This window comes from Maridesulfovibrio sp., from assembly GCF_963676065.1.
Classification (GTDB): Bacteria; Desulfobacterota; Desulfovibrionia; order Desulfovibrionales; family Desulfovibrionaceae; genus Maridesulfovibrio.
The window spans coordinates 3,319,201-3,342,679 of sequence record NZ_OY780933.1 but is presented as its reverse complement, the minus strand read 5'-3'; the positions used below and the strand labels follow the sequence as shown (position 1 = coordinate 3,342,679).

The 23,479-nt window shown below is 49.4% G+C and carries 26 protein-coding genes; 23 read left to right on the top strand and 3 right to left on the bottom strand.

What is annotated here, in order from left to right; genetic code table 11:
* Window positions 1-608: 608 nt before the first annotated feature.
* Together ACKU35_RS15080 and ACKU35_RS15075 are read right to left on the bottom strand one after the other, a co-directional pair.
* Window positions 609-1,055 carry a hypothetical protein gene (locus ACKU35_RS15080; protein ID WP_319760414.1) on the bottom strand — a complete coding sequence of 149 codons (447 nt, stop codon included), beginning with the start codon at window positions 1,053-1,055 and terminating at the stop codon, window positions 609-611.
* 197 nt (window positions 1,056-1,252) lie between these two features.
* On the bottom strand, window positions 1,253-1,927 hold the full coding sequence (locus ACKU35_RS15075; RefSeq protein WP_319760413.1) for an RHS repeat-associated core domain-containing protein: 675 nt from the start codon (window positions 1,925-1,927) through the stop codon (window positions 1,253-1,255).
* 210 nt (window positions 1,928-2,137) lie between these two features.
* On the opposite strand from ACKU35_RS15075, the gene ACKU35_RS15070 reads away from it, so the two are divergent.
* Window positions 2,138-2,368 carry a helix-turn-helix domain-containing protein gene (locus tag ACKU35_RS15070; protein ID WP_319760411.1) on the top strand — a complete coding sequence of 77 codons (231 nt, stop codon included), beginning with the start codon at window positions 2,138-2,140 and terminating at the stop codon, window positions 2,366-2,368.
* 606 nt (window positions 2,369-2,974) lie between these two features.
* On the opposite strand, the gene ACKU35_RS15065 is transcribed toward ACKU35_RS15070, so the two are convergent.
* Window positions 2,975-5,002, bottom strand: coding sequence for an RHS repeat-associated core domain-containing protein (locus ACKU35_RS15065; protein WP_319760409.1), 2,028 nt, complete (start codon window positions 5,000-5,002; stop codon window positions 2,975-2,977).
* An 813-nt stretch (window positions 5,003-5,815) separates the two neighbouring features.
* On the opposite strand from ACKU35_RS15065, the gene ACKU35_RS15060 reads away from it, so the two are divergent.
* The 22 genes from ACKU35_RS15060 (at window position 5,816) to ACKU35_RS14955 (ending at window position 23,478) form a co-directional block, all read left to right on the top strand.
* Window positions 5,816-7,597: a phage/plasmid primase, P4 family gene (locus ACKU35_RS15060; protein WP_319760407.1), complete on the top strand. Its 1,782-nt coding sequence runs from the start codon at window positions 5,816-5,818 to the stop codon at window positions 7,595-7,597.
* Entirely contained in the window at window positions 7,584-8,009 is a 426-nt protein-coding gene (locus ACKU35_RS15055) for a hypothetical protein (protein WP_319760405.1), read from the top strand. The genes ACKU35_RS15060 and ACKU35_RS15055 overlap by 14 nt, the downstream gene beginning before the upstream one ends.
* The gene (locus ACKU35_RS15050; RefSeq protein ID WP_319760403.1) at window positions 8,002-9,525 is read left to right on the top strand and encodes a CHC2 zinc finger domain-containing protein; all 1,524 of its coding nucleotides are present in this window, start codon (window positions 8,002-8,004) and stop codon (window positions 9,523-9,525) included. Before ACKU35_RS15055 ends, ACKU35_RS15050 begins: the two co-directional genes overlap by 8 nt.
* A complete protein-coding gene (locus ACKU35_RS15045) occupies window positions 9,522-10,295 on the top strand; it encodes a hypothetical protein (RefSeq protein WP_319760401.1) in 774 nt (257 codons plus the stop codon). The genes ACKU35_RS15050 and ACKU35_RS15045 overlap by 4 nt, the downstream gene beginning before the upstream one ends.
* Entirely contained in the window at window positions 10,282-12,159 is a 1,878-nt protein-coding gene (locus ACKU35_RS15040) for a terminase gpA endonuclease subunit (protein ID WP_319760399.1), read from the top strand. The genes ACKU35_RS15045 and ACKU35_RS15040 overlap by 14 nt, the downstream gene beginning before the upstream one ends.
* A gap of 1 nt (window position 12,160) precedes the next feature.
* Window positions 12,161-12,391 carry a transcriptional regulator gene (locus ACKU35_RS15035; RefSeq protein ID WP_319760397.1) on the top strand — a complete coding sequence of 77 codons (231 nt, stop codon included), beginning with the start codon at window positions 12,161-12,163 and terminating at the stop codon, window positions 12,389-12,391.
* Window positions 12,392-12,832: 441 nt separating this feature from the next.
* Window positions 12,833-13,102, top strand: a complete 270-nt coding sequence (locus ACKU35_RS15030; protein WP_319760395.1) for a hypothetical protein — start codon at window positions 12,833-12,835, stop codon at window positions 13,100-13,102.
* A 48-nt stretch (window positions 13,103-13,150) separates the two neighbouring features.
* Complete coding sequence (locus ACKU35_RS15025) at window positions 13,151-13,543, top strand: hypothetical protein (RefSeq protein ID WP_319760393.1); 393 nt, start codon at window positions 13,151-13,153, stop codon at window positions 13,541-13,543.
* A 1-nt stretch (window position 13,544) separates the two neighbouring features.
* Window positions 13,545-13,985, top strand: a complete 441-nt coding sequence (locus ACKU35_RS15020) for a helix-turn-helix transcriptional regulator (RefSeq protein WP_319760391.1) — start codon at window positions 13,545-13,547, stop codon at window positions 13,983-13,985.
* A 184-nt stretch (window positions 13,986-14,169) separates the two neighbouring features.
* On the top strand, window positions 14,170-14,577 hold the full coding sequence (locus ACKU35_RS15015) for a hypothetical protein (protein ID WP_319760389.1): 408 nt from the start codon (window positions 14,170-14,172) through the stop codon (window positions 14,575-14,577).
* A 9-nt stretch (window positions 14,578-14,586) separates the two neighbouring features.
* On the top strand, window positions 14,587-15,393 hold the full coding sequence (locus ACKU35_RS15010; RefSeq protein WP_319760388.1) for an SWIM zinc finger family protein: 807 nt from the start codon (window positions 14,587-14,589) through the stop codon (window positions 15,391-15,393).
* A gap of 316 nt (window positions 15,394-15,709) precedes the next feature.
* On the top strand, window positions 15,710-15,937 hold the full coding sequence (locus tag ACKU35_RS15005) for a hypothetical protein (protein WP_319760386.1): 228 nt from the start codon (window positions 15,710-15,712) through the stop codon (window positions 15,935-15,937).
* Window positions 15,930-16,787 (top strand): Bro-N domain-containing protein, encoded by an 858-nt coding sequence (locus tag ACKU35_RS15000; protein ID WP_319760384.1) that lies wholly within the window; start codon window positions 15,930-15,932, stop codon window positions 16,785-16,787. Before ACKU35_RS15005 ends, ACKU35_RS15000 begins: the two co-directional genes overlap by 8 nt.
* Before the next feature lie 286 nt (window positions 16,788-17,073).
* Window positions 17,074-17,295 (top strand): hypothetical protein, encoded by a 222-nt coding sequence (locus ACKU35_RS14995; protein WP_319760383.1) that lies wholly within the window; start codon window positions 17,074-17,076, stop codon window positions 17,293-17,295.
* Window positions 17,292-18,809: a phage portal protein gene (locus tag ACKU35_RS14990; RefSeq protein ID WP_319760381.1), complete on the top strand. Its 1,518-nt coding sequence runs from the start codon at window positions 17,292-17,294 to the stop codon at window positions 18,807-18,809. The genes ACKU35_RS14995 and ACKU35_RS14990 overlap by 4 nt, the downstream gene beginning before the upstream one ends.
* Window positions 18,787-21,033 carry a Mu-like prophage major head subunit gpT family protein gene (locus tag ACKU35_RS14985; RefSeq protein ID WP_319760379.1) on the top strand — a complete coding sequence of 749 codons (2,247 nt, stop codon included), beginning with the start codon at window positions 18,787-18,789 and terminating at the stop codon, window positions 21,031-21,033. Before ACKU35_RS14990 ends, ACKU35_RS14985 begins: the two co-directional genes overlap by 23 nt.
* A gap of 34 nt (window positions 21,034-21,067) precedes the next feature.
* On the top strand, window positions 21,068-21,424 hold the full coding sequence (locus ACKU35_RS14980; RefSeq protein ID WP_319760377.1) for a DUF2190 family protein: 357 nt from the start codon (window positions 21,068-21,070) through the stop codon (window positions 21,422-21,424).
* Between the two features lie 72 nt (window positions 21,425-21,496).
* Window positions 21,497-22,075: a phage holin family protein gene (locus tag ACKU35_RS14975; RefSeq protein WP_319760375.1), complete on the top strand. Its 579-nt coding sequence runs from the start codon at window positions 21,497-21,499 to the stop codon at window positions 22,073-22,075.
* A complete protein-coding gene (locus ACKU35_RS14970) occupies window positions 22,068-22,445 on the top strand; it encodes a D-Ala-D-Ala carboxypeptidase family metallohydrolase (RefSeq protein WP_319760373.1) in 378 nt (125 codons plus the stop codon). Before ACKU35_RS14975 ends, ACKU35_RS14970 begins: the two co-directional genes overlap by 8 nt.
* 9 nt (window positions 22,446-22,454) lie before the next feature.
* Window positions 22,455-22,946: a hypothetical protein gene (locus ACKU35_RS14965; protein WP_319760371.1), complete on the top strand. Its 492-nt coding sequence runs from the start codon at window positions 22,455-22,457 to the stop codon at window positions 22,944-22,946.
* A complete protein-coding gene (locus ACKU35_RS14960; RefSeq protein WP_319760369.1) occupies window positions 22,870-23,133 on the top strand; it encodes a hypothetical protein in 264 nt (87 codons plus the stop codon). Before ACKU35_RS14965 ends, ACKU35_RS14960 begins: the two co-directional genes overlap by 77 nt.
* On the top strand, window positions 23,134-23,478 hold the full coding sequence (locus ACKU35_RS14955; RefSeq protein WP_319760367.1) for a hypothetical protein: 345 nt from the start codon (window positions 23,134-23,136) through the stop codon (window positions 23,476-23,478).
* The last annotated feature ends 1 nt before the right edge of the window (window position 23,479 follow it).

Here is a 23,479-nt window from a genome sequence, read left to right as displayed (position 1 = left end):
CAATTTTGGTTGTTATATTCTTGTCTTCGGTTTTGGTCCAGCATGGTCTTTTATTTATAAACGTCACGGGGTTGAATAAAACAAAAAATTTCGTCTGAATACTTAGCCATCTTATTTATTGGAGTCTCGACCCTGAGCTGCAATTTCAAATCATTAGCCGCGCCTTTCATGGGAAGGTCGAATTTGTCTCCAGTAACGGCGTCAATTGCTGATGCTAAACGTCCGATAGGTGTGTTCTTTGCCGCATTTCTAAGTGCTTTGTTGTCCATAGCCTTTAATGGACTATGACGCCTCTTACCGAATTGAAACAATCCCAGCGGAAGCGCAAGTTCGGGACTGCTGTTCTGTATCTCTCAATGCTGCTCGCAAACGAGCTATTGAAGCTCTACAATAACGAATTCGGCACGCCGCCGGAAGAAGCAGCAGAGCTGGACGCAGGTATGGTTAAAATTCTTCTTGAGGAGATTGTCCCACAGAAAGGATGCGATCTAAAACCCAATGCTCCTGTGCTGGTTAATATTTTGGAGCATGAGTTAGAGGGGGGGCGGGGGGAATTGATTATTATCTGTAAAACCATTGCTGCCTTTTCCAGAAAAAACCAGCGAGAGTCAACTCCCGTCTGTAAGCATGACCGTTGGTGCTTTGTCTGGGCAAATAAGCCGAGCAGCTTCAAAGGCCGCTTCCTTGGTTTTCTTGGTTATAATGACTGCTTTGTAACCACGGAAGTTGTCCCAGGTAGGAGCATCACTCTGTATAAGTCTACCTTGAGCCTTAATTTGCACAGGCCTAGTGTAGATTTTGCAATTATCGACCATAACGATAGTTTTTTCAGTAGCCTCATATACTTGAGCAGAGCGTGTAAGAGCCTCCTTCGTTAGGTAGGTTATGACTACATAATGATAACCCTCTTTGGTTGGACAGTGCCAAACTTCTCCACGATAGCGCCATACCTCGATTTTGATTACATCATCACAAGAAAGTGGCAAGATAGATTGCGCCCAACTATTCGTTGGCATGAACAGTGCGATAAGTAGAATAAATGTTGCGAATTTCATTTAACCCCTTATGGAATAAGTAATGGTGCAGTTGTCGGCCCCATCACAGGTTATCGCTACCTCCCATGGCACCGGTATCTCGCCGAATTTCGTAAATTCAAAAGACTCGGACTGGCCCGGAGCCATATGTCCGGTGTTTTTCCATACGTCTCCGTCAACCTGTACCCAAGCTCCAGCAGCAAAGGGACCGAGATTCCTCACTTCAACAATGATTTTCTGTCCGGCACCGAATTTATAACTTTGGCTGCTGCCTTGACCTTGAAGTGTTCCCGAAACGTAGAAGCCCTTGAAATGTCTCTTGAAAAGTTAACCGGATCATCACCGCAGTAACCATACAAATCCACATCGCCGCCAGCATATCCCAGAGGATCAGGAGAAATGAAACGCCCGGTGGCAGGATCGTATTCACGGTAACCGAAATGGATCAGGCCGATATCAGCATCATACAGACCTCCGGCAAAGCCGAGCACCGGGTCATATTCGGGATCACTGTTATATACTCTTCTACCGAAAGAATCGTATAGAATATCCTGTACACTGTTTCCTGCTGAATCGGCAACAGTAAATATGCTGCCCAATTGGTCGGTTGCAAAGAGGAATACCTGGCCATTGCGGATCATCCCCATTACACGACCATGTTCATTGTAGTGAAATTTGTTGATATTTTCTGCGCCTTCAACTGCTGCAAGAGTGGTCAAATCCTTCCACTGGTATCTCTGGATCAGTTGACCGTTGAGGTGTTTGGCTGTCCTGAAGCCGCGTTTATAAAAACGGTATTCGGTGTAGGTCCCATTCGGCAGCAGAACTTCGCAAAGTTGTCCTGTTTTCAGATATTGGTATCTGGTGTTGTCAGCCTGTTCTTTCGTGTCCAAGAGAGGCTACGCTGATTAATGTTATGAAAAAACTGTCTATCCAAGAACTAACTCTATGGGCTGATCTTTCTCTTGAGCTTGTAAAATTTTCTTGCTAAATTAGCGAAGACTTATTGAGTCGGAATTCGAAATAAGCTTGGAGAATTAGATAGTGATTATGGAAAAAGATATTTTAGAGAATAATATGAATAACATATAAAGAACATTCGATTGGCTATTGAAGAAGCTTTTAAGCCGGTCGTGGAACTGGAAATTTTGAATCGAAAAGAGACACTGACAGTTCAAGAAGCCGCAGATTTCCTAACCGTGAAAAAGAATACGCTGGACCATTGGCGCAGTAATGGCGAAGGGCCGCGATTTTCAACCCTTGGTCGCAGGATCGTGTACAGAAGGGTGGATTTGGTCCAGTACGTTAAGGGTAATTCAGTGGAAGTTTTTTAGGGCGGTGTGCGGTTGCTGAAGCAATAAAAACTAGTAATCATAAAGCATAAAAAACTAGTAATCCTACATCAAGTAAATGATGATTAAGGTTTGAAAAAGCATGGTTTTGTGTGAGATTTCTTCATAAATAATGTTGTCGTCAACTAAGTGCTCGCGGCGGTTTTAAGATTCGTCTTTTCTCCTCCTTATTCATTCCTGAGAGTCCCCTTTCTGCGCATTTTAGAATATATCTTTGGAGCGATGGCAAAAAGATAAAAAATAGCGATTTGGAATATAAGGTAATATCCGAAAGAGTCCCAAGCTAAGTGCCATCCAAATTCTGTAAGTATATCTTCTCGTGAACGGCCTAACGATTGAAAAATATATTCATACAGAGAGTAGCCCAGAGCAAAGCCAAGATATGCCCAAATCTTTTTTTGGTATAATGCCCTCATGATTAGGCAAGATAGGGCTAACGGTAAAATTATCAGTATGCTGTCATGGGGGACTGCCAAATAAAAAAGATACTTAGCAATATTTCCAAATATAAAACATACAATGAGATTAATCATAATCATATCCATAATGGCGGACTGCATCCCACAGTCCGCCTATTTTTTATAATAACTAATGAACAGTAACTTTCACTTTTTTCTTTGTCTTTCCAACGCTTCTGAAAAATTCCCTGTCATTGTCACCAATATCAGCACAGCCCGCCGAGCCTTTCAGTTTCCCGCCATGTATATAAAAACCGTCTCGACCATGGGTCTTTGTATCTTTTGATGGATGCAGCGGAACTCTTCCATGCCCCCAGTCACCAGAACGGCTTCTTCCCAAAAATTTCCAACCTTCAACTGTAGAAGCTTCTTTAGGGTCGAACTCGTATTCTCCCTTAGGGAGTGGCCCTTTGTTTTTCTTCGACTGATCTGTCTCTCCCAGTTTCCCGGAAGTCACTTCGTAAGTTTCTGAAGTGCCGTCTTTATGGCGCACTTCAAAGGTGCCGTTGCTATGGTACATATGGACTTCGTCTATTGGCTCGCCCGGTTTTGATCGACGTCTATAGTCATCAGCGTACTTTGCAACGTCTTTGCCAAAGCGGCCCTCCGCAATTTTGTTTATATTCCTGTCCAAAAGACTTTTAGAACTGGCTTTTGCTTGCGTCGGCTTCTTTTGGTTCTCGGCGGATTCTTCAGAATTTTCCTCCTCATCCTCACTCGCCTCACTGGTCTCACTAAGCCCCAACCGATCCACAAAGTTAACCGGATCATCACCGCAGTAACCATACAAATCCACATCGCCGCCAGCATACCCCAGCGGATCAGGAGAAATGAAACGACCGGTGGCAGGATCGTATTCACGGTAACCGAAATGACTCAATCCAGTATCGGCATCATGCAGACCTCCGGCAAAACCGAGCGGAAGCGCAAGTTCGGGACTGCTGTTTTGTATCTCTCTGCCGAAAGAATCATATAGAACTTCCTGTACACTATCACCCGACAGATCAGCAACAGTAAATATGCTGCCCAGTTGGTCGGTAGCCAGCAACAGCTTCTGGCCGTTGCGGACCATGCCGATAGCATTCCCATTCTCACCATAACGAATGCGAGTCACACCGGAACGGTCCTCCACGGCAGAAAGAGTAATCAGATCGTCCCACTGGTAACGCTGAGCCAGCTTACCGTCGATAAGCTTCTCGGCACGGAATCCGTTTTCATCAAAGCGGTATTCAATCTGCCTGCCATCAGGAAGCAGCACGCCGCAAAGTTGGCCATTGTCAAGATAGTGATAACGGGTCAAGCCATGAGAATCCTTTTTACCTGCGAGAGAACCGTCTTCATCGTAGGTGTAGGCGACATCCTCGGCCTGAACGAGTTGTCCAAGTGCATTGTAGCGGTATTTCAGCGGCTGACCACCGGAGACCTGCGAGGACACGCGCTGCCCCATGTTATTGTAACGATAGACTTCAACCGGCTTTCCTCCATAATACACAACCTGAAGCCTGCCTTCTTCATCGTACTGATATTCAAGGGCATGGCTGGATTCTGCCGAAGCAAGGATTTTACCCGTGATACGCAGGGTTTCGTTCCTATCCACTCCCATAACAGCAAAGGTATTACGAGAATCGGGGGTCTGAAACTGTATAACCTCATCGGCAACTTCGTTGAGGTCCACGTTGTCACGCTCCAGTTCATCACGGATGGTCCGCCCCGTACCCGCCTGCGGCATGCGGGACTTAAGCATCGACTGGCTTCCGCTGAACATTTTCTTGAATTCAGCCTGAATTTCACTGCCGTAGGTTGTGCCTTTCAACCCCTGAACCACGGACAGGTTGGGATTCTCCTGCATGAACTGAGCATGGACCATGCGTTTCAGCTTTGCATGCTGTGCCTTGGTCTCTTCCCATTCGTAATTTTTCAAGTCCCAACGACGTTTGACTTCCGGCTTCATCATGGAAGGATACATGCGGTCCGAGGAAGAGAACTCATCAAGGTCCGGTCTGGGGGGCGCAAGATCCTCTCCTGTCCGATGATGGACGATCTTCCACAAGTTCTCAATCTGCATCTCAGGCGGTTCAGTCTCGCCATAAAGCACAAGCCCCGTTGTCAGTTCTCCACGTTCCCGTCGTTTCATCACATAATCTGCAAAATTCACCATGCCGTATTACCTCCGGCGTTAAAGATTCGCGGGGAGGGTGGCTGGAATTACGTGATTCACATGGCCCGTCCCCTATAATTTTCATGATAGGAGGTGGAGCGGACTTGGGGTGGGTTGACAATGGCCGGGAGAGGGGATCGATGGCTTGTTAATAAGATGGACCTATTTTTTCCCCTTGAACTAACCACACCCTCTGTGTAGTCATCATTTTTTTAATCCAACTAAGGGAAAGTATTCTTATGCCTTTGCATCAATTTTCGTCCAAGCTGCGGGGAAAGCAGCCCAAAAAAAAGGACTCACAACAATTATGCTGTAAGTCCTTGAAATATCGTGGTGGGGCAGGAAGGATTCGAACCCTCGGCCAACGGCTTAGAAGGGCAAAGCGGCGCAAGTCCGAAATACTCCGAAGCTGTCCGTTTGTTGGGTTTCTCCCTCTTTTTGCAGTAGAGCCATATGCTGGTTTTCTCTGCTTACATTTACACCTAACTTACCTTTTACTTACCTCTGGTTTCCTTTCTTATCTTCACCAGTATCTTTATAATTCCGCCCACGCGGCAGCGGGGGCGACCTCTAGCAGCGGGGTTGCTGCTTCCCCCTTCTCCCTCCCCCCTCTTTTATTATCAAACTGGCAAAAACAACAAGGCGGAAACCCAAATGGTGGGTCCTTTCAGAGGCTTGATCTTGTAGGGGTCGGTATCAGCGCGGTGTTTTTTCGTGTGGGGGTTGGAAATTTTTTTGGACATTTGGACATTGATTCAGGTGTCGAAAATAACGGGGCTTTTTTTGCGGAATGCGTAATGTTCGGAGGTTGCCATGGGTAACACCGAGCAGAAAAACATCGCCGCAGAAGTTGAAGCCGCCGCCGCCGCCGAACCCGCACAGGTTGAGCAGGAAAAGTCCGCGCAGAAAGCCGAGAATCAGAAAAAAGCCGACCAGCGCCGGGCCGAGCAGGGCAAGCCGCCGCGCCCCAAAAAAGAAAAGTCAGATGGTCCGTCGCGCGAATTCATCCATAGGTGTCATCGCCGGGCAGAGCTGGGAGCTGCAGAGCTTGCGGCGTTCTTGCTGAAAGGATCACACCTTTACGACAACTTTACCAAGGACTGGTTTAAGTTCAACTCCACTATATGGGAACAGGATCGTAACAGGCAGATTGAAGAGAAAGTTGATTTAGTCGCTTCCAGCTATGAATCAGAGGCTAAGAATTTTTATAAGCTAGCCAAGAAAAAGAAAGATGAAGGTAAAAAATCTAATATTTATATTCCGTTAAGAGCTAGGGCAAAAGAATTTAAATCTTCTGCCACTTCCCTGCGCAACCAAAACAAAATTAGCAACGTCCTCAAGATGCTGCGCCGCGGTACGTTGCTCGGAATGGAGTCTTCCGACATGGAGCCGCACCGCGAGCTTTTGCCCACGGCCAAGACGGTGGTCAACCTGCGCACGGGGCGGGAATACAAGGATGTTCCGTGGCAGGATCTTCACTTTAGGTGCAAGTCCCCATGGGAATACAAGGGGACGTCCGAGCCTGCTGATTTCTGGGAAGAGACCCTGCAGAAGGTTTTTTGCGGGGATGCGGAGCTGATCAAGTATTTCGAGTATTTTGTCGGTTTCTGTGTCTGCGGGGTGCAGCCGAAAAACTTTTTTGTTTTTCTCGGTCAGTTCGGGGATAATGGTAAATCCGTTGTTTTCGATACCCTCCAGAAGGGGCTTGGTGAGTTTGCATCGACCGTTAAAGTCGAGATGCTGCTGGTGGATAAGTTCACCAGTGCTGATAAGCCTAGTCCCTCTCTTGTGGATCTTCGTGGCCGGCGCATGGCTGTGGCCAGTGAGGCCGATGAGAACCAGCAGTTTTCCACCGCCAAAATCAAGCTTTTGACCTCGGCCTCGGACCGTATCAAAGCTCGAACCCTGAACAAGGGTGATGAGGAGTTTTTCCAGACGCACACCCTGTGCCTGCACACTAACAATGTGCCCAAGCTTAAGGGCGCGGATAACGCTTTTCTCAAAAATCGTTTGAGGATCTTTCCTTGTAATGCCCGCTTTGTTGACCCGGAAGGGGAAATCCCGGTCGATGAAGCAAATTTTATCTTTCCCATGCTTCCTGAATCGGTAGTCACCGCCAAGCTTGAGGCCGAATCCTCCGGGATTCTGGGCTGGATGGTTGCTTGCGCCATGAAGGCACTCGAACTCGGTCATATGCCGCCGGCACCTAAAGCGATACTTGAACAAAATGCGGAGTACGAGGAAGAACAAGACTGGCTGGCCCAGTTCCTGAGTGATTGCTGTGAGCCTGATCCCGAAGCCAAGTACCCCAACAAGGATCTGCATCTGGTCTTCAAGCTTTGGTTTCGCGATTCCAATAACCTGACCGCTAAAGATGATGTCTGGATCACCCCCAATAAGATGGGCCGAGAGCTTTCCAAGCGCCCGGATGTCAAAAAGATTCCCAAAGGAACGCAGGGGCTGAGTTCTCCCCATTATTGCGGCTGGCGTCTCAAAGATCATTGGGTCGAGGCCGCCAAGAGCGGCACCTTGCCCATAGATAAGTCCGAATGGCCCGAAGCCGAGCAGGGAGGTTTTCAGAATGATCCTCTTTAATTTCCAATTGTTTCCGTTTATTTCCAATTCATTTTTAGGAATGGAAATCGGCAAAAGCTACGTAAAACAAGGGTTTGGACGGGAAGAATTAACTGTTATTTCCATTTTTCCATTTTTCTTTAGTTTTTTAAAAAAACAAAAAAAAGGGGAAGAGGTTCTATCTTATATTGAACGCGCGCGCTCATGCGCACGCGCATACGCGCAAGAGAGAGTTTTCCAACAAAATGGAAAATTGGAAATTTGGAAAGTTTTTTCTGTATATCTTCCTGAAATATTGAACTTTTCATTTCAAAAACGATTGGAAATTCCCGTTTTTCGATTGGAAAAATGGAAATCTGCCGCCTCTGCCTGCTCTTTTTTCTTTTCAGCGGTCGGAATCTGGCACGAAGAGGGGGGGCGCCGCCATGGGTAAAGCTCTCGAATATCTCGGTGCGGCTCGGTGTGCGGCTGTTTTCGCCTTTCTGGTGGCTGTGGATGATAAAAAGGGTAACAAATTGGACCTCTGGTGTTGCTGCCCGCTGCACAACGAAAATACTCCCTCGGCTCACTATGATGCAACGCAGGATCTTTATCACTGCTTCGGCTGTCAGGCCGGTGGTGACCTGATCAATGTTTACTGTGAGTTGAACGGCTATGACGAATTCGAAGGCTTCCGCGCATTCCTCAAGGAGTTCTGTCCGGAACGCCTGACGGATGGTTCCGGTTCCGCTTCCAAGCCAGCCCCGGCTCCGAGGGCGGTTGTTCGCCGCTGGGAACCGGATGCCGCCTATATTCCGCCGGAAAAATGGCAGCAGAAAGCGCACCAGATTGTCATGGAAAGCGTGGAAGATCTGCAGAAGCGGCCGGAAGTGCTGGCCCAGCTCGCAGAGTGGGGGATTGATGCCGCCACCGCCAAGGCTTGCCGGATCGGCTGGAACGCAAAGGACCGTTTCTATCCGGTCACGGCCATGGATCTTCCCTATCAGTCTTCAAAAAATAATCCGAAAGCTGAACGTAAAGTCTGGTGGCCTGTGGGTCTGGTCTTTGCCTCTATGCGTGACGGCCTCCCGGCAAAGGTCAAAATTAGGGTTGCAGACCAAAAAGATTGGATGCCTAAATACTGGCAGGTTATCGCCGGTGATGTTCCTCGCGGTTATCTGCCGCCGTATCTCATAGCCGGTGATCCGCGCTGGAAAATCTGGGTAATCGTGGAAACTGACCGTGATGCCTATCTGGTTTGGGCTGCCTGCCGTGTCCTTTCTCCTGATCTGCCTATAGGCGTTATGGCCGTGGGCGCTGCTGGGGCGCGTCCCGATGCCTATGCCGCGAAAATCCTGTGCCGCGCTGAGCTGATTCTTTGCGCAACTGATAACGATTTTGCCGGAAAACAGGCATTCTGGGATTTCTGGAAAAAAGAATTTCCAAATGCGCGCCGCTGGCCCGTGCCGCCCCGGTACGGCAAAGACGTGGGCGAGGCTGTGCGTCCGCTCTGGCTCAAACCTGCCCATTTTCCTCTCGATGATTTCTACAACATGGGCATTGATCCCTTTTATCTCGACATCTGCGCGTGGATTGAGGCCGGAATATCCGCGCGGGTGCGCCGGGCCGTGAGTATGCTCCAGCAATCTCCCAAGCCTGCCCCGGCTCCGGTCAAGCCACCACCGCCTCCGCCAAAACCGAAAAGCAGAATGGAAACGGTTATGGCGGAGGTTGCCAAGTTCCCGGAATTTTACGCGGTATTCAAGTCTTTCCGGGAACTGATCAAAGGCAAACCGGTCGGGTTCTACCGGAACGAGTTCGGCGGGATTTACGTGGATAGCGTCAAGCCTGAATGGGGCCAGAAGCATCATGAAACCATGCAGGCCATCTGGAAAATGTGGGTGGATCACGAATGTTTGCAGGAAATTATCGAATACTATTTCCCGGATCGGATTAAGGAGCGGATATGATCGAAAATCGAAATCAATTATATAAATTCCTTAAGGAAAATGGGGTCAAGGTTTCGCGCGGTGTGGTCTGTAATCCTACCGGTCAGGCTGTTTTCGGTGGGAAGTTGGCGCCTACTTGGAAGAGCGGGGAGAAAAAAGGGAAATGGGATGAAGATGAAATCTTGAAGATTGCTATCAATGAATACGGTTTAAAAGATGCCACCGCCTCCCCCAAACAAGCCCCGTTACCCACCAGCGGCGCGCATGAGCGGAAAATCAACGCTGATGCCGATCTGAAGTCCATCGAGGCCAAGCGCAAGCGTATGATGTTCGAGCAGGAAATCGGGAAGCTGATTCCGGTGCTGGTTTTTTATCGTGAGCTGGCGGAGCGTTTTAAGTCCACAAAGCTGATGCTGACTAACTTTTCCTATGAGGTCGGGCCGGAAGTTGCCGAGATTTTCGGTGGTGATGAACAGGCCCGCGAGCTGGTGGAGCTGGTCGGCGGTGACCCGGACAAGGCCGGGGAAATCACCCGCCATATGGTCAAGCAGTTGCCGGAATTCACCCAGATTTTTCGGGAGCGCGTGCGCGAGGCGCTTGATTCGTTGGTCACGGGCGAGTGGTACACCGAGGAAATGCGCGAGGCATGGGAGACATGGCAACGGAATCGTATCGAGGGTTCCCGGCGGGATGCGCGGGCCGCGATCCGGCTGGTGGATGGCAATCTGGAAAAGGTCGGCGAGCTGCTGGAATACTTTGACCTGATGGAGCGTCCCGATGACTTGTCCTAACGAGAATCCGCTCAAGCTTTCCCCGGCTGAAATCGAGGTCTTGGCCCTGCGTCCACAGGTTTCCACTGCTGAATTTGCGGAAAATGATTTTGTTCTGGTTACCGGGACCTATGAAAACCGCAATTTTAATCACGATTTCGCGCCCTACGCGCGGGGCATCATGGAGGCGTGGGATAAGCCGTGGACTCGTGAGATTATCGTGGTCGGGACTTCCCAGACTGTGAAAACCTCCACGGGCTACGCCTGCCTTGCTGCGGAAATGGAGCGGGAGCCGTCCCCCACAGGGCTGGGCATGCCTGACGAAAAGGTCGCTAAGCGAATTTTCAAGGAAAAGCTTGGCCCTCATTTCAAACGTTCGCCCAAGCTGCGCAAGATGCTGCCCGATGCGGAGAAATCCGTGCAGTCCATGAGTCTCAATACTCACAGCGCAACCCTTTACGGCATGACTTCCGGGTCTGAGGCGTCCATGTCCTCGGTTTCCATGCGGGTGCTGATGCTGGATGAAGAGGATGCCTACCCCGATCCGGCCAGCGTGGACACCATGATTGAGCGAACTATCGGTTATCCGGTGGATAGCAAAATTATTCGCGTTTCCAAACCGCGCGGCAACGAGCATCAATCATCCATCTGGAAGGCCTTAACCCACAAAGCGCAGGTTGTTTACCAGTACCAGGCTGTCTGCCCGACCTGCGGACATGCGCAGGTGATGGATCACAAGCATATCCGGGTGCCGGAAGGAATGCGCGATCCTGCCCAGATTCGGCACCAGACGCTTGCTTGGTACGAGTGTCAGGGCTGCGGCGCGCATTGGAACGATTACAAACGCAACGAGGCTATCAAGCGCGGGCACTGGCACTGCGATCAGGAAGTCAGCCGTCCGGAATGTGTTGCTTTCCATATTCCGGCATGGATCAGCCGCTATGTTTCGCTGTCCACCGTGTCGGCGGCGTGGTTTGAGGCTATCAAAGACGGCACGCCCAAGGCTATGCAGCGCTTTGATAATGATTTCTGTGCCAAACCGCATAAAGTCGTTGCCATTGAAACCAACGAGAGCCGCGCCCGGAAAATGGTTGATCCGCTCTTGCCGCCGCTGGTGGCTCCGGCGGAAGCTGTGGCGATTACCTGCGGTATTGATATGCAGATGACCGGATTCTGGTTTGTGGTCCGCGCGTGGGGCCGGGAGATGCAAAGCTGGATGCTGCAATACGGCTGGCTGAACACTTTCGCGGATGTTGAAGAGCTGCTTTTCCGTACCCGCTACCCGATTGAAGGCCGGGACGATATGGTTATGCCGATCTGGCGCGCAGGGATTGATATCGGCGGTAACAAAGATAAGTCCAACGAACTCGGCTGGTCAAAAACCGATGAAGTAAAAGCGTGGCTGTTCTCTATCGACAACTACGCAAAGCCGGGGTGCTGGCCCGGTCTGGTCTACGGGGTCAAGGGTGCATCCCAGCGGCAGCAGGATACCATTAAACCGTCTTCCATGGGTGGGCAGCCCGGAATTCCTGCCAAGATGCAGCAGAAAGTGCCGCTTTATCTGGTCGGCACTGATGACATGAAGGATAAAATTCATCTGGTGCGCATGAATCCCGCTTCCAGACAGCCCATGTGGCTGCATTCCCAGACGGGCGAGGACTATTTCAAGCAGATGTTCGCCGAGGAACGTGGGCCGGATGGCAAGTGGATTGCCCAAAAACGCGATAACCATCTACTGGACTGTGAAGTCTATTGCCATGCCTGCGCGGAACACATCTGGACGCCCTCGCTGATTACGCTGGGCAGTCCCTATATTATGCCGAAAAATCCCGTTGTCATAAAACAAGAACCGGTCATCAACCCCTACACTCATGAGGTCGGATAAAATGAGCACACACGATAAAGTTAGAATGGCAATGGCACTGGCCCGCAAGGGAGTAGAGTGGGACAGCGAGAAAAAGCGTGCTGATTGTCCGCTCTGCGGTGAACGGGCTAGGGTGGTGACCACAAAAAAACAGGACAGGGCGCGGGTGCGCTACCATGCCTGTACAAACGATTCTTGTTTGATTTGTGCGCTCAAGGAACAAATGAAGAGTGTGGAGGTTGTCGAGGGGTGATTTTCCCCTCGCTTTCGAAAGTTCAAAAAGGTAAGGTGGGTTATGGGTAAATTTTATTGCCATATCTGCGGAACTGATATTTCAGATTGTCCGGCCAAGTGTCCGAAGTGCGGACACGGGTATAGCTACACGCTGGAACAGCCGCAGCTGGGTTTCTGGGCTAGTTTCTGGCGTAGTTTCAGGCGGTGGTTTATATTACCTGTGGCGGTGTTGTTTCTCTTGAGCTGGTTTATATAATCGCCTGTGTGATGAAAATTTAAATCCCCCTTCCGGGCTACCGGGAGGGGGATTTATTGTGTCTTTTCAGTATTTGAAATGAGATAAATAAAAATATGCAAAAATATGCAAAAATATGTTGACGGCGAGTTATGGTTTCGATAATCTGATTTCAACAGATGAGGGGAATCCTCCCCAGACAAAACCAAACTCAGGAGAACTAGGATGTCAGCTTCAACAACAACTCACTTTGGTTGGCACGGAGTATCAGACGGGACAGCAGCTTTTGATCGCACTCGTCAGATTGAAATGAGAGTCAACAGGTGGCTGAAGAAGAATGGTTATGATGAGGTCTGCTTTGAAGAAAGTCAGACTGTAAACGTTATCCATGATGTAGACTACAAAGGCCCTCTCCACACTGTTGTTCGGGCATTTATGGAAAACAAGCTGGTAAGAGAAGCCGAAGAAGAAATTTCAATAATGCTTGAAGATTAAAAGCATGTTCCCCGCCTTCGGGCGGGGATTTCCTTTCTGGAGGTTTTTATGTGTAAACCCCCCGGTGAGCGTTCAAAAAATCGTAGAAAGGGGCGTCGTAGTCCTCAGTCTGGCATGACAAAAGGGATGTTACCAGAGGAACGTTTCGCCCCTCTGGTCGGAACTTATGAGTTGCTGTGTATTGCCATGGTTGCCGGGGTTCCTGAATGGAAACTCCCGACTGATCCCGGCATAGGAATGATTCATCAGTGGCAACCGGAGGAGGATAGGCTATTACTTAAATGGCCTGACTGTGTGTGCTGCCAGTTGTTGCCATGGAGAACCCCGGAGGCGATCCGTTCACGCAGGCGGGATATCGGCCCGAAAAAATCTAAAAATGTAGTTGATGTGTTGGTGAAGATTGCCCGTGATGAACTGGCACGAAAAATTGAGGATTTATAAAATGACAGGATCAGACCTGAAAAAAATACGGAAAAAGACTGGACTGAACCAGACTAAATTTGCTGAGGAATTGGCAATAAACGGAATAGACCAGACACGTATTAGTAAAATGGAATCCGAGAAAATGGAAATCCCTGAATCGCTCTGCGCTGAGCTGCAATTGCGCGGCTGGGCTCTGGACCCTACAGATGGGCCTGAGTGGATGGTCCAGCATGGCGAAGAGGGAATATTTTTTGTTTTTCACCTGCACCCGGAACGTTTTAGCGTCCGTGTTATGGATAAACCGGGCGAGGGCTGTTTCACTGATCCTGAGTCGGGGGTTACTGTCGGAGAATTTGACTGGCCGGATGAAAAACCGGACCGGATCAGGGTTGCCGAGCTATCCGCGCGGGCTTGTGCCGTATGGGAGGTCTACGCAGCGGCGGAGGATGGCGTTGACTGATTTTAGTTTAGTGCATAAATAGATTTCAGGGTCTCCGGGTTGTCCGGATCTCCCTCATCTGTATCCCCGGTTGCATTTTGTGCGGCCGGGGATTTTTCTGTTTATGGAATCTTTGTGTCGCCTTGATACTCTTTAGATAATATTATAATCGTGGTGGGTGGTAAAATTTAACGAGGTGGCATTTATGAGAAAAATTTTGTTATTGGTTATGGTGGGTTGTTTAGTTGGGGGGTGTGCAGCAAAAAAAATGCAATATGATGAAGGTAAAGAAAATCCTTATGGAGTAAAGTTTTCGTATAATCATCCAGATTCAAGGAATAATAATTTAACATATGCGAAAAATGTTGTTTATGTGACTTTTGCCAAGCCTATCCCGGAAGATGTTTACAGGAAAATCTTGTTTCAGATGCGGAATAATGACTATGACATTGCCGTGAAAAATGAAAAATACCTTGCTTTTAAGAAAAACAAGTATGCTTCAGCTACTGTGATTCGGAAGGAAACAGTCAGTTCTATTTTGGGTATCCTTTTTAATGCGGCGCTTGGATATGCGACCAGTGGAAGTGCAAGAAACGTTGAATTTACTCCTTAGGGTGATGTTATGGAATGGCTATTAATAGTTCTCGCGGCTGGTCTTTATTGGCTTTTCAAGAATTTCAAGATGAATTCTGGGCCGGTTCTTCCAGATGATGCTGTAGCGGTGGTTTCGCGTTCATCCGGGGAAACTTACCATGTCAGTCTGGGGCAATTGTCCTGTACTTGTCCTGATTGGCAGAAACGCAGGCAGCAATTCCCACAGGATGATCCCCGTAGACTTTGTAAACATCTTGTACAGTACTGTATCGGGCAGGATAGATTACCGAAGTATTTATCTTTGTATCAAGAAGCTTTGGAGTGGTTTTATAAAAAAGGGTGGAAAATTCCAGCGGATAAAAAAATTGTGAAGCTGGACAGCCCTCATGGTGAAATTGCTTACTTTAAAGATCGCGAGGATGATATTTGGTACAGTGTTTGTTTCCAAGGCAAGCGGTATGGATGGGAAAAGAGTGGAAATGTTTGGACTCATGGAACTCCGATAGAAGTACAGGATATTGTTTTTCGCTCTGTGCATGGAATTCCTGATGATTTGCCAGTAGATGCAATTTCAACTGTTGAAGAGACCCAGCTTGATGATCCTATGAAGTGGATAATTGCAGGGCAGGTTGAAGGAGAAAAAATAAGTGCTGAAGTAAGCCTCAGAGCAAATACTGTAAATTCTAAGATCAAGTTCAACGGTGATAGTTTTAATTTTCATTCAGAGAACAGGGAAGTTTCTAAACGTAAGTATATTCATTTGATGCCTGCCTTGTCTAAGTGGATTAGGGATGAAAAAGAAAAGTTGCGAGATGAATTGAAAAAGAAGAAATGACCTTACCACATAAAATATCCCGTTATTGGTTGACTTGTTAACCAATAACGGGATAAATAATTACTCAAGAGCTTGAAACACTCTTAACCGCAAGCGGCTTCCGCTCCCGTCAGAAGTGGCTTTTTTATGCCCTATTTTTAACCATACCCCTTTCTGGGCATAATCATATTTAGTCTCCATTTTTTGCCGGGAGTCTGCTTTACCATACAAGACCCTTAGGGGGAAAGTTTAGCAGGGCGTTCTTGCGGACGTTGTTTCAAGCTCCCGGTAATTTTTTTAAAGTCTTGAAACACTTTCAGCCGCAAGGAGGCTCTTCATGAGCTCAAAAGTAACCCCCATCAACGAAACCGAACAATCCCGCGTTTTATCTCTTGTCCAGCAACAGCTTCAAGCTAATCTCTATCCCTTCATAATTCTTTCTGATGTCCTTGATTTTGAGAAGTTCGGCGGTGTGTCCCATCTGATAAAAACTGAATGGGAGGCAATGGAAGCCAAGAACGCCGAGTTCATGCGCGATCTGGAGCGGAGGCTTGGCAATGTCTGATAAAATTATCCCTTTTGATTTCGGTGACCGTGTGGTCCGGGTTGTTACAGATCAAGAAGGTCTTTATTGGTTTGTGGCCAAGGATGTTTGTGCTGCTTTGGAAATCTCTAACCACAAAGACGCAGTTTCGCGATTGGATGATGACGAAAGAGATGGGGTAGGTATTACCGACCCCATAGGCAGAAGGCAGGAGGTTTTAGCCGTCTCCGAATCCGGCCTCTACTCCCTAATCTTCAAAAGCCGTAAACCCGAAGCCAAAAAGTTTCGCCGTTGGGTCACCTCGGAAGTTCTTCCTACTCTGCGTGAACGAGGTTGTTATGCTCTTGGTGATGACGATCCCGAAAGCGAAGAATCTGCTTCGACCCCTTCCTTGCCGTATGAGTTGGATAAGCTTCCCCGGCTGCGTCCGAATCAGCGGTCCGTTGCTTTACAATCCGCTGTGCAGGTAGCACGAATGAATGGTGGTTGCGAAGATGATATTCACCGTTTGTTTTTTGAATATTGCCACCTTCTTTCCGATGTGCGCCCCGGCTCTGGATTGCAGATTCAGGGCGGGGACCAGTCCATGATATTGTTCCGCGAATGGGTCGAACGATTCCTTAAGCCTTCGGCCAAGAAGTTCAGTCTTTCGGAAAGAATGGTTATTCAGGCCACGCCGCTTTACCAGCTATATTGCCAGTGGGTACGCGAGCAGGAATGCGAACCCGTGACTATCCAGATGTGGGGCCGTTGGATGAAATTTGAGGTTAATTTTCGTCATGAAAAACGGGCCAAGGGCTGGTATTTTGTTGAATGGCTCGGCGATGATGGCCCTAAAACAATTCCTTTTTCTGACATCAATATAGCTTGATTTACCTCAACCCCCTCTTTGTAACCAACAAAGCGGGGGTTTTCTTATTCCCACCTATTCACGGTATGAAATAAAACCTAACCTCCCGAATCTCTTGTCCAACTCCATTGTCAAGAAAAAATCTAAGCAATCTAGTAACAAGTCAAATTCCGGTCTTTGTAACCTTTTGATATTTATTGTTATTCCAAAATTGGGCCAGACTAGTTTACTACAAAACACATTTTTCCAATTGTGGAAAAGCACCCAATGTGTAGCCTTTTAGGAAAATCTCACATTGGGGGCTTGAATGTCACTGGAAAGGGACAAAATACGACTTGACGCTTATCTGGCCGCAGAAACTAAAATTCTGAACGGCAGTTTTTCCGTTGAAATCGAGGGCATGAAATTTCAGTCCGCCGAGCTGGATAAGATTCAGAAAAAAATTGACGAACTGGAAGAGCGTATCGCTCAGCAGGACGGTTCCGGTGGCATTCGTGTTTCGCAGGTTGTTTTCGGGGGTGGACGATGAGCGCTCCCGAACATCTGACCCGTTCCGAGAAAATTTTTAACGGCTGGACAAACACCGTTAGTGCCTGCCTCGGAATTTTCAGCCCTTCGGCTGCTCTTGAATTTTCCCGTGGCCGTCAAGCCTTGCTTTCCTACAAGGCCGCTACCCGCAAAGGGCCGAATGCCCGCTGGCGTCCCTCCAAGGAATCCGCTGATAACCTGATCAGCAAAGACCGTGATTTAACCGTAGCCCGTGCCCGCGATCTGGCGCGCAACTCGGAATACGTTTCCGGTACGCTTAAGCGTATCTGTGACAACGTGATCTACAAGGGCATTTTCCCGCAAGCCGGGTGCCGCAAGGCTGATAAAAAGCTGGATACCAGAAAAAATACCAGGCTTGAAAAGATTTATAAAAAGTGGGCCAAAGAGGTCAAACTTTCCGAGCTGCAGGAGCTGGTTGTGCGCCACCTGTATCAGGATGGCGAAATCCTCGTTCATACTCACCCGGACCCGGAATTACTGGAAAAGGGTGTGGTGCCGCTGGGTATCGAGCTGATCGAAACCGACCAGCTCGACCGCATGGTACACGGTGAGCTTGAGGGCGGAAAGTACGCCCGCCATGGCATTGAATACAGCAGTTATGGCAAGCCCCTTGCCTATCACATTTTGCCCGTCCATCCCGGTGACGGGTCTTTTATCCGTTATTCCGGCGAATCCCGCCGCATTCCTGCAGGGCAGATCCAGCATATTTTCAAGCGTGAACGCGCTTCCCAGTCTCGCGGCATGCCTTGGCTGACCCCGCTGATCATGACCATGCACGACTTTGAAGACTATCAGAATTCCGAGCGTATCGCCGCTCGGTTGATGTCTTCTTTCGTCTATTTTCTCAAGCGGACCATGGGTGGCAATGGTGGTGGGACATTTCCCGGAGCTATGCAGATAGGCCCGGACGGTCAGCCCATCCCCGGTGGAACTGGTGTTCCAAAATATACCAGTCCGGGCCAGATCGTGGAGCTGCCGCCCGGATTCGAACCCGAAGCCCAGCAGTATACCCGTGGCGGTGAGGCCTACACAAGTTTCACTAAGGGCACTCTTAAGGGTGCCGCTGTGGGGGCGGGCGTTTCCTACGAAACTTTTTCTAACGATTTTACCGATGCTTCTTATTCTTCCGCGCGTTCCGGCACCCTGCTGGAACGGCGCGGTTACGAGGTTCTGCAAAATTTCATCAATGAGCGTTTTAACGATCCCATCTGGGAAAAATTTATTTCCTTCCTGCGTATGACCGGTCTTTTTTCCGGTGCGCTGGATAATGAAGTTCCGGTCACTTGGCAGAATCCCGGCTGGGCATGGATTGATCCGCTCAAGGATTCCAGGGCCACAGAACTTGAAATCCAACTCGGCATTACCAGCAGGCAGGAAGCCTGCGCCAAGCAGGGCAAGGATTTTTTTGAGGTGGCGGACAAGCTCGAACAGGAAACAGAGCGTTTGAAAGAAATTAAACTGCTGGAGGCGGATGATGTCGCACTTGCTGCCTAATAAGGACGAGGCAAAACAGGATTTTTTAAAGCGGTGCCGTGCTGAAAATTCCATGGCGCAGTGTTCCGGGTTCTGGAATCAGGCCCGGTTAACCGCTTTTGCAGATGACAACATCGCCCACTTGCGCGGTGATGTCCGGTTTTTGAAGGCCGAACCAAAAGGGAATGAAGCCGAAACCCCGCGCCGTTTTTCCATGCTCGGTTACACCGGGAAAGAGATCGACTGGGGTTTCTGGGGGCGTTTCATCATCTCTCTTGATGGCATCAAAGCGGAAAAAGCAAAAATGCCTTCGCTGCTGGACCACTACACCAATCAGCGGGTTGGTGTGATCGATAAAACAGAAGCCAGTGATAACGGCTTTATTGCTGACGGCTATTTCCTCAAAGGAACTGCCGCAGCGGAAGAGGTTTTAAACTGCGCTGATCAGGATTTCCCGTGGCAGTGCTCCATCGGAGTCCGTGCCCTGCAGGTTTTGGAAATTGCAGAAGGAGAGACATACGAGGTCAACGGGCAGACCGTAACCGGCCCCATTGATGTCTGGCTTAAATCAAGTGTTTTTGAAGTTTCGTTCTGCACATTCGGTGCTGACGATGACACCGCGGGTATCTCCATGACTGGACCCCGCAAAAATAAGGAGGTCCGCATGGACGCAAGATTAAAAAAATGGCTGGTTTCGCTCGGCCTCAGTGCCGAAGCAACTGACGAAGCCGCAAAGGCTTTTCTGGCAAAGATCGAGGACGCTGGCATCATTACCGTTCCCACCTTCGAAGGTGATCCCGAACCCGGCACCACTGCCACTCTGAACAATGACCTTGAGGGAGCAAAGGCAGCTTACGCGAAAGCTAAGGCTGAATTGGCAGCAGCCAAGGCAGGTTTCGGCGCGCAGCAGCCCGGTGGCGAACAGCCGGTTATTCCTACAGCTGATCCCGCTCCGGTGGCAACCCTTTCCGCTACTGATACTTTGCTTCTCGGCCAGAATGCCGCGCAGCTGGGTCTTTCGCTTGACGATCTCGCCGATGGCATCAAGGCCGGAAACACTATGGCCGAGCTGACCCGGCAGATGTTCGAGCTTGCTGGGAAAAAGAATGGTCCCGCTGCAATGGGTCGTGTTGAGATGGGGGCTGATGAGGCTGATAAGTTCCGCCTTGCCGCTGTGCACGGTCTTGTCGCTCGCCTTGGTGGACGTTTTGAAGGTGATGACAAGCCTGCACCCGGTTATGAAAAGTTCCGCTTCATGCCCATTCATGAACTGGCGCGTCAGTGCCTTTCCCGCATGAATGTTGACGCTTCCACGCTGGCTCCTGATCAGCTTGCCCAGAAAATCCTTGAGCTTTCTGCTGGTGCTCCGACTTCCACTAGCGATTTTAAATCCATTTTCATGGATGTTTCTAATATTCGGGTGTTGAAGTCTTTTCAGGCTATCCCCCAGAATTGGCGCCCGCTGGTTAACATTGTTCCGGTGAGCAATTTCAAAAAACAGTACGGGGTTGCGCTCAAAGATGCTGGTGACTTCCGCGAAGTTAAGGAAAACGGCGAATACAAAGAAACCTACCTCAAGGATGTTCAGGAAAGTTTCCAGATTGCTAAATACGGACGCATTATTTCTCTGACTTTTGAAATGATTACTGACGACGATCTGAGCCTGTTTACCAAAATTCCGCAGAAGCTCGGTTCTTCTGCGGCAAAGGTTCTGAATAAGATTGTTTGGGATATGATTATTTCCAACCCGAACATGTCCGACGGATACCCTCTTTTCTATGCAGGGGCTGGCAACTTACTTGATGGTTGTGACTTGACGTCTGCTTCGCTGGCTGATTCTCGCGCTAAAATGCGTACCCAGAAGGACGAGAACGGCGATCCTCTCTACGTTACTCCTAAATATTTGGTCGTCCCCACCACTATGGAAACAAATGCAGAAATTCTTCTGCGTTCCACGGCTCTGCCCGAAGCGAATCTTTCCGCTGGGGTCCATAACCCCAACGCCGGAAAGCTCGAAATCATTTCCGATCCCGCTCTTGATAAAGAGGGTGCGCGTTATCTAGCTGGTGATCCTAATCAGGTCGAAACCGTTGACGTCGGTTTCCTCCGTGGTCGTGAAGAGCCGGAAATTTTCGAACACGATTCTTTTAAAACAGATTCTATTTCCTACAAAGGTCGTATCTGCTTCGGCGGTGGTCCCATGGGTCGCGAAGGCCTCCAGAAGACAGGCAAAGCTACTGGCTAACCAGCAGCCCTAATCTCAAAAGGAGCAAATCAAAATGGCACAGAATTGCATTTGTGACGGCAAAGTCATCATTTACACCAACGGCACCGCTGCGGATATTCTTTCCGGCCAGTCCGTTGTTATCGGCGAGATTATGGGCGTGGCTACCGTGGATATCCCGGTCGGTCAGTCAGGGGCTTGCGCTGTAACCAGAGTCTGGGCGTTGCCCAAGGTTACTGGCGTCCTGCTTCAGGGAGCCAAAGTCTATTGGGATGCAGACGGCGATCCCAAGGGTGGCGAGATCGGTTCCGGTGCGTTGACCACAACCGCCACCGACAACACCTATGCCGGATACGTGTACGAAGCCGCTGGCACCGACGATCCCACCGTCGAAATCCAGCTTAACGGATAAATCTCCACAACCGTCCGCCCCTTGTCTCGCCAATCCGCTGGCGGGGCTTGGGGCGGGCAACCGGGGTCGAAAATGAATCAGCTTTTCAGCGATGCCATAGTTAAAACAATTTTATCTACCTGCTGTACGGGTATTTCGTGGTTGGTGGGTGGGTATGACATGGCCCTTGCTGCCATTCTGGTTCTGATGATTGCGGACCTTATTCTTGGGGTTTCTTTGGCTCTGCGGGATGGAACATATAACAACCCTAGAATTGTACGCGGTTGCCTCAAATTTCTACTTTATGGAGTGGTCATTGCCGTTTCAAACATGGTCGATATCACCATAGAGCAAGGTGATTTCCCCGCTGTTTTAGCTAAATTTCGTGAGTTCGTAGTTTTTTGGTTCGCAGTGACTGAGTTCATCAGCATCACAAAGCACCTGACAAGGATGGGTGTGCGCATCATCCCACAAAAGTTGATTGAACGGTTGCAATACTATCAGGACAATTACGACCCCATCAGCGGACGGATTGACTACGGCGCAGGTGGATATGGTTATGGCCCCGGCCAATACGGTCCCCAGTCTCGGCCTTATAATCGTCCTGTAGCTCACAAAAATAATTCATCCTCCGGTCCTGCTGGAGCAAATGACGAGGAACTTTATGGTTAACTCTCAGTTCTTTTCTTTATCCACTGACCCGATGCTCGCATGTCCTTGCTGCGCTGATTGCAAACTTGACCCTTACCTCCTCGAAAAACTGGACGCTGCCCGTTCTCTTGCTGGTGTGCCTTTTAAAATCAACAGCGGATATCGGTGTGCGGCTCATAATGAGTCTGTTGGCGGTAAGTCTAATTCTTCCCATCTGGGTGGATACGCTGTTGATATCGCAGTGGAAGGCAGTCCTCAGCGTGCGGAGATTCTTCGGGGACTCGTCATGGCTGGGTTTGAGCGTATAGGCATTGCTAAAACCTTTATCCATGTGGATATCGACCCCGAAAAACTTAATCAGTTCGGGCCTGTGGTCTGGTTGTACTCGTAGGTGCGCTAAATGAAAATTTTATCCCTCCTCTTAAACCTCTGCGGAGGCAGCAAAATCAAACTTGCTGCCTCCGTGGGCGGTTTGGTTCTGGTCGCTCTGATCCTCGCTGGGATGCTCTGGCGGATCGGTTCCTTAAAGGGTGATATCAAGCAGCTGCGTTATGAAAATGGTTGTCTCAATGCCACTTTGGTTACTGAACAGGCCCTGCGCGCTAACGCCGAGACCCGAGCCAACCTTGCCGAGGCTGATGAGGCCGAACTGCATAAGAAAGTGACCGGGCTTCAAGGGCAGGTCACCAGCCTGCAGAAATCCAAGCGGGACTATATCAAGCGGCTGGCCCGTTCTCAGGAACTGGACCGCAAGGCCGTTAATGTTTCCCCTGAACAAACCAGCGGAGTGATTGACGATGAAACGAGCCGTAACAATGTTCATTTTATTAATTCTGTGCTCATGCGCACCGAAGGCAACCGAACTGCCCAAGCCGCAAGTGCAGATTATTGAGGTCGAGGCCAAATTGGAAAAATGTCCGCGTCCCGGTCCTTATGAAGTTTATCCGCTGGTTGAAGTCGAACATATCGGTTCTGCTGAAAACACCCGCCGTCAGAGGCTTAATGTTATGAGCCTGACCGATGCGGTGGAGGAGCGTGATGCTGTAATCGACTGCTACGAAGCACAGGCAGGTAAATAAATGTCATCAATCGCCGACACTTTCGACCAGACATGCGAGGCCCACGGGGCCGAAATTCTTTACATGCAGGGCGGGGCCGATCCGCTTCCGTTTAAGGCTATGTTCAAAGATTACGGCTATGGCGCGGAGCCGCCGGAAGTTAATAAGCGTTTCCGTTCAGGAGCTTCCCGCTGGGCAAAATTTACGTTTTCCTCCAATAGACTCGGAAAAGACGTTTCTCCTGTTCATGATGAACAGGTCCGGGTGGGCGAGTCTGTTTTCACCGTGCGTCAGTTCCAGCCCACACACGTGGATGGAGAGGTGCAAATCTGGCGTGTTTTCGCCAACACTGACCAACGGAGCTAAC

Excerpts from the sequence above, each read along its gene's own strand:
- ACKU35_RS15005 (WP_319760386.1), top strand. The coding sequence starts at position 15,710 with ATGAGCTCAAAAGTAACCCCCATCAACGAAACCGAACAATCCCGCGTT.
- ACKU35_RS15080 (WP_319760414.1), bottom strand. The coding sequence starts at position 1,055 with ATGAAATTCGCAACATTTATTCTACTTATCGCACTGTTCATGCCAACG.
- ACKU35_RS14990 (WP_319760381.1), top strand. The coding sequence starts at position 17,292 with ATGAGCGCTCCCGAACATCTGACCCGTTCCGAGAAAATTTTTAACGGC.
- ACKU35_RS14975 (WP_319760375.1), top strand. The coding sequence starts at position 21,497 with ATGAATCAGCTTTTCAGCGATGCCATAGTTAAAACAATTTTATCTACC.
- ACKU35_RS14995 (WP_319760383.1), top strand. The coding sequence starts at position 17,074 with ATGTCACTGGAAAGGGACAAAATACGACTTGACGCTTATCTGGCCGCA.
- ACKU35_RS15025 (WP_319760393.1), top strand. The coding sequence starts at position 13,151 with ATGTGTAAACCCCCCGGTGAGCGTTCAAAAAATCGTAGAAAGGGGCGT.
- ACKU35_RS15020 (WP_319760391.1), top strand. The coding sequence starts at position 13,545 with ATGACAGGATCAGACCTGAAAAAAATACGGAAAAAGACTGGACTGAAC.
- ACKU35_RS14965 (WP_319760371.1), top strand. The coding sequence starts at position 22,455 with ATGAAAATTTTATCCCTCCTCTTAAACCTCTGCGGAGGCAGCAAAATC.
- ACKU35_RS15000 (WP_319760384.1), top strand. The coding sequence starts at position 15,930 with ATGTCTGATAAAATTATCCCTTTTGATTTCGGTGACCGTGTGGTCCGG.
- ACKU35_RS15015 (WP_319760389.1), top strand. The coding sequence starts at position 14,170 with ATGAGAAAAATTTTGTTATTGGTTATGGTGGGTTGTTTAGTTGGGGGG.
- ACKU35_RS14970 (WP_319760373.1), top strand. The coding sequence starts at position 22,068 with ATGGTTAACTCTCAGTTCTTTTCTTTATCCACTGACCCGATGCTCGCA.
- ACKU35_RS14955 (WP_319760367.1), top strand. The coding sequence starts at position 23,134 with ATGTCATCAATCGCCGACACTTTCGACCAGACATGCGAGGCCCACGGG.
- ACKU35_RS15040 (WP_319760399.1), top strand. The coding sequence starts at position 10,282 with ATGACTTGTCCTAACGAGAATCCGCTCAAGCTTTCCCCGGCTGAAATC.
- ACKU35_RS15045 (WP_319760401.1), top strand. The coding sequence starts at position 9,522 with ATGATCGAAAATCGAAATCAATTATATAAATTCCTTAAGGAAAATGGG.
- ACKU35_RS15010 (WP_319760388.1), top strand. The coding sequence starts at position 14,587 with ATGGAATGGCTATTAATAGTTCTCGCGGCTGGTCTTTATTGGCTTTTC.
- ACKU35_RS14985 (WP_319760379.1), top strand. The coding sequence starts at position 18,787 with ATGATGTCGCACTTGCTGCCTAATAAGGACGAGGCAAAACAGGATTTT.
- ACKU35_RS14960 (WP_319760369.1), top strand. The coding sequence starts at position 22,870 with ATGTTCATTTTATTAATTCTGTGCTCATGCGCACCGAAGGCAACCGAA.
- ACKU35_RS15055 (WP_319760405.1), top strand. The coding sequence starts at position 7,584 with ATGATCCTCTTTAATTTCCAATTGTTTCCGTTTATTTCCAATTCATTT.
- ACKU35_RS15035 (WP_319760397.1), top strand. The coding sequence starts at position 12,161 with ATGAGCACACACGATAAAGTTAGAATGGCAATGGCACTGGCCCGCAAG.
- ACKU35_RS14980 (WP_319760377.1), top strand. The coding sequence starts at position 21,068 with ATGGCACAGAATTGCATTTGTGACGGCAAAGTCATCATTTACACCAAC.
- ACKU35_RS15060 (WP_319760407.1), top strand. The coding sequence starts at position 5,816 with ATGGGTAACACCGAGCAGAAAAACATCGCCGCAGAAGTTGAAGCCGCC.
- ACKU35_RS15050 (WP_319760403.1), top strand. The coding sequence starts at position 8,002 with ATGGGTAAAGCTCTCGAATATCTCGGTGCGGCTCGGTGTGCGGCTGTT.
- ACKU35_RS15030 (WP_319760395.1), top strand. The coding sequence starts at position 12,833 with ATGTCAGCTTCAACAACAACTCACTTTGGTTGGCACGGAGTATCAGAC.
- ACKU35_RS15065 (WP_319760409.1), bottom strand. The coding sequence starts at position 5,002 with ATGGTGAATTTTGCAGATTATGTGATGAAACGACGGGAACGTGGAGAA.